Here is a 4,034-nt window from a genome sequence, read left to right as displayed (position 1 = left end):
ATTAATCCTTGATGGCGAATCAATTGAAGTTCAAAATAAGAATTCAATAGTGTAAGTTCTTCAGATAAAGTAACTAAAATTTCATCAGAATTAGTGAGACTGTATCGAAAAACATTGGATAATTCCTCAACAAATTTTATCGCTTTTTCAGGTTCACTATCAATTAAACTAGTAATGTTACTAAAACAATTAAAAAGGAAATGAGGGTTAAGTTGATTCTTAAGTGACATATATTTATCATTAAGATTTTCAATCTCATTTTCTTTTAACCTTATTTTTAATTCCTTTTTTTCAAATTCATTTTCCAAATAAATCTCAAATAAATAGATAAATAAAACAACACTACTTACAATAATTAGAATGGCAAAAAAAAGCGTGTCAAAAAATATCAAACCTTGGTCATCATTAAATAATACCAAGGAAATTAGTCTCAAAAGAAAACTAAAAAATACAATTGTAATAATACTGACGAAAAAAAGGAATGTTCTTTTCTCGAATAATTCAATTCTTTTATAATAATTACTTTCAACTGTCTTCTTCCTTATCAAATAAATTAGAAAGATAAAAGTAAAACTTAGGGGAAATAAAAAAATTTGATCTTGTATAGCTTCAAAAAAAGAACTTTCATTATAGTCTTCTAAAAAATTCAAAAAACTAAATATAAAGCAAATTATACTATACAAGATCAATCTATTCTTCATTCCTAAATTAAAATTACTCAATCAAAATACTATCCTCTTCTATATCTACGGCATAAAAATAACCTAAAATTCTATTTTTTGGATTAGTTGTGTTTACTATATTACTTCTTATAGACGCTGGTGGTGGATTTCCAACAAAAGAAATACCTTGATTGCCGGTTTGTGTAAATAACTCAAATAGAAATTGATAATATCTTTTTGATATTCCTAATTGTTGTGCTTTCGCCAAATCACCAATTTCAAAAGATACTTCTTCATTTGGATTAATTCCAATTCTTTGTTGACCGTCAAAAAATCTATCGGTTACTATTAATGTTTCTGAATTACCGGGATCTGGAACGATAGTAAAAATATCGTTTTTGAAAACTCTGTAATAATAATAATTTTCAATCCCTACAGGATCAGTCGAATCAAATTTAAGAAAATAACCCGCATCTGTAATAAAGGTTTCTTCTTCAAATTCAAAATAAAAATTATCAAAGGGTGGCACTTCATTCAATGTATCAGAACCCACATAGGTCTCATTATTCCAAACAATTGTAATGGTATACGTTTTACCAATTTCAGGTAACAAATTGTTATTTACATAGTTTCCATTCTCTGTATGAATAAAATTCCAAGTTGTATTTCCATCCGATACAGTTACAATTGCGTCAGTTACAAAAGGATTGTCTGAATTATCTAAAAAAGGTATCGATTTAGTTAATTTAATTACTTGAGTTGTATTGTTTGCTTTGCGTTCAATTCCACCCTCTATAACAAGACGTTCAATGGAGTTCAAAGAAATATCATTGGTAACATCTTCTTCACAAGAAAGGAAAACAAGAGAAAAAATTACAATCTGTAATATGTTTTTTATTTTATTTATTTTGCTCATATTTTTATTTTTTTAAGTTATATAATATAGAAGTTAATTTAAAATTTAAATTCATAAGTTACACTAGGAACGATCCCGAAAAATGACAATTTGGTTGCTTCAGTATTTCCGGTTGCAATTTCTACATCATTTACTTCACTAATCTCTCTAAAAAATATAGAGGCGGCATTTTGTCTGTTATATAGATTAGCTATACTAAAAATCCATTTACCGGTTTTATTGCTGTCTTTTTTTGGATTTAAAGTTGCCGAAATATCTAATCGGTGATATACCGGAAGTCTGTTCCCGTTTCTTTCACTATAGTCAGCCACAACTAAACCATTTTGTTCATATCGCCCGGTTGGATAGGTAACTGGTCTTCCGGTACTAAAAGTAAATACTCCTCCAAATTCCCATCTTGAATTCGTTTTATAAAGTCCTACAAGATTTAATCGGTGTAATTGATCTACGTTGTTAGCGTAGTATTCATTATTATTAATTCCATTTATTTTATTTTCACTTCTGGAAAGTGTATAACTTAACCATCCGGTCAACTTGCCCGTATTTTTATTAAGTAAAAACTCTAATCCATAAGCTCTACCAACTCCTTGAACAACTTGAGTCTCGACATCTTCTCTAAAAAGTAAATCAGCACCATCTTTGAAATCAGTAACATTAGTTAATTTTTTATAGTAAGCTTCTACCGAAAAATCATAGCTACTTTCTTTTACATTCGAAAAATAACCTAAAGCGATTTGATCTGCAAATTGTGGCTTGATATATGGCCCACTTGGTGTCCAAACATCTAATGGTGTAGGAGATGTTGTATTAGTTACTAGATGAATATACTGATATATTCTATTATAACTCGTTTTAAATGAATTTCTATCATTTAATAAATATCGCATTGAAAAACGCGGTTCCAAATTATTAAATTGTTTTATAACCTCTCCAGAACCATATTTTTTTTCACTTACAACTTCATTCTCTTCATAAACTCCATAAACAGGATCAAAGCTTAGAGGTTTCCCCGTTTCATAAATCCTTATACTTTCGTTACCCAATCTCATAAAGTTTGAAAATCTTAAACCTGCTTGAATGTTTAATTTTTCAGACAAATCAAACTCCGCATCAATATACATTCCGTTTTCTAAAGCAAAATTATTTTGAAATTTCTCTGCACTAATACTTGATTCATTGATTGCAGAAATTTTTCCTGGATTAAATTTATAATATGTAATGTCAACACCGGTTCTCACAGTGGCTTTTGAACTAGCATACCAAGTTAATTTTGGTTTAAAATTAAAGTTTGTAATATTAGATTTCCACCTAAACTCAGAACCCGATCTTAAATTATCTAACTCATAATCATAATTAGAAAAAATAGCTGAAGTTTGAAAAAACAATTTTTCACTTATTGCATTTGTCCATCTAATTGTGCCGATTGCATTACCCCAAGATGTTCCAATAAATTTAGGAAGTTCAAACCTGTCTCGACCAAAGTAACCAGATATAAAAACTTTATTCTTTTCATTTAAATCATAATTTGCTTTTAAATTCAAATCATAAAAAAAGAGAACATTATCTCTAAACTCATCATCTAAAAATGTAAATGCGTCAACATAAGATCTTCTTCCGGCAAACATATAGGAACCTTTTCCTTCCCCAACGGAGTCTTTTTTTATAGGACCTTCAACTAATACCCTACTTAAAATTAAACCAATTCCAGCTTCACCATTAAACTCTTTTTTATTTCCCTCTTTTTGACGTACATCTAAAACAGACGAGAGCCTACCACCATAACTGGAAGGAATTCCACCTTTGTATAACTTTACATCTTTAATGGCGTCTGAATTAAACACTGAAAAAAATCCAAACAAGTGTGATGCATTGTAGATTGTTGCATCATCTAATAAAACTAGATTTTGATCTGCATTTCCTCCCCTAACATTAAAACCGGAAGATGCTTCATTAACGCTTGAAACTCCGGGAAGTAATTGTATTGATTTAATTACATCAGGCTCTCCTAATATTGCAGGTAGTTTCTTGATTGTAGAGGCTTTTAAAGTATTAACACTCATTTCTGTACTCTTTACTTTGTTCTCAATTTTTGTTGTGGATATTACAACTTCATTAAGATTAAAAGAGTCATCTTCTAATTTGAAATCTATTTTTAAATTAGATTTTATTTCAATGTCCTTCTCTATTGTTTTATAACCTAGATAACTTACATAAATAATATGTTGACCCTCATCTAGCGAAAAAGAAAAATAACCATATTCATTGGTTACATTTCCTGATTTAGAATTGGTATAAACATTTACACCAAATAATTTTTCACCTGTTTTACTATCTTCAACATATCCTGAAATGCTAAATTTATTTTGTCCAAATGAAATACTTGTGAATAATAATAGAATTAATAAATTAAATTTTTTCATAATTATATTTTTTTAAACTTTTGTCCAAAATTAAAT

At 28.7% G+C, this 4,034-nt stretch carries 3 protein-coding genes; all 3 read right to left on the bottom strand.

Translation table 11 applies throughout. From position 1 onward, the window contains the following. On the bottom strand, positions 1 to 650 hold a 650-nt coding region (locus tag ACIQ2S_RS11865; protein WP_396176259.1), incomplete at its 3' end, for a histidine kinase. Between the two features lie 64 nt (positions 651 to 714). Then, positions 715 to 1,578: a DUF4249 domain-containing protein gene (locus ACIQ2S_RS11860; RefSeq protein ID WP_396176257.1), complete on the bottom strand. Its 864-nt coding sequence runs from the start codon at positions 1,576 to 1,578 to the stop codon at positions 715 to 717. Between the two features lie 38 nt (positions 1,579 to 1,616). After that, on the bottom strand, positions 1,617 to 3,998 hold the full coding sequence (locus tag ACIQ2S_RS11855; protein WP_396176254.1) for a carboxypeptidase-like regulatory domain-containing protein: 2,382 nt from the start codon (positions 3,996 to 3,998) through the stop codon (positions 1,617 to 1,619). Positions 3,999 to 4,034: the final 36 nt, after the last annotated feature.

The organism is Flavobacterium sp., assembly GCF_044371705.1.
GTDB lineage: Bacteria > Bacteroidota > Bacteroidia > Flavobacteriales > Flavobacteriaceae > Flavobacterium.
This window is presented reverse-complemented; position numbering and strand designations above follow the sequence as displayed.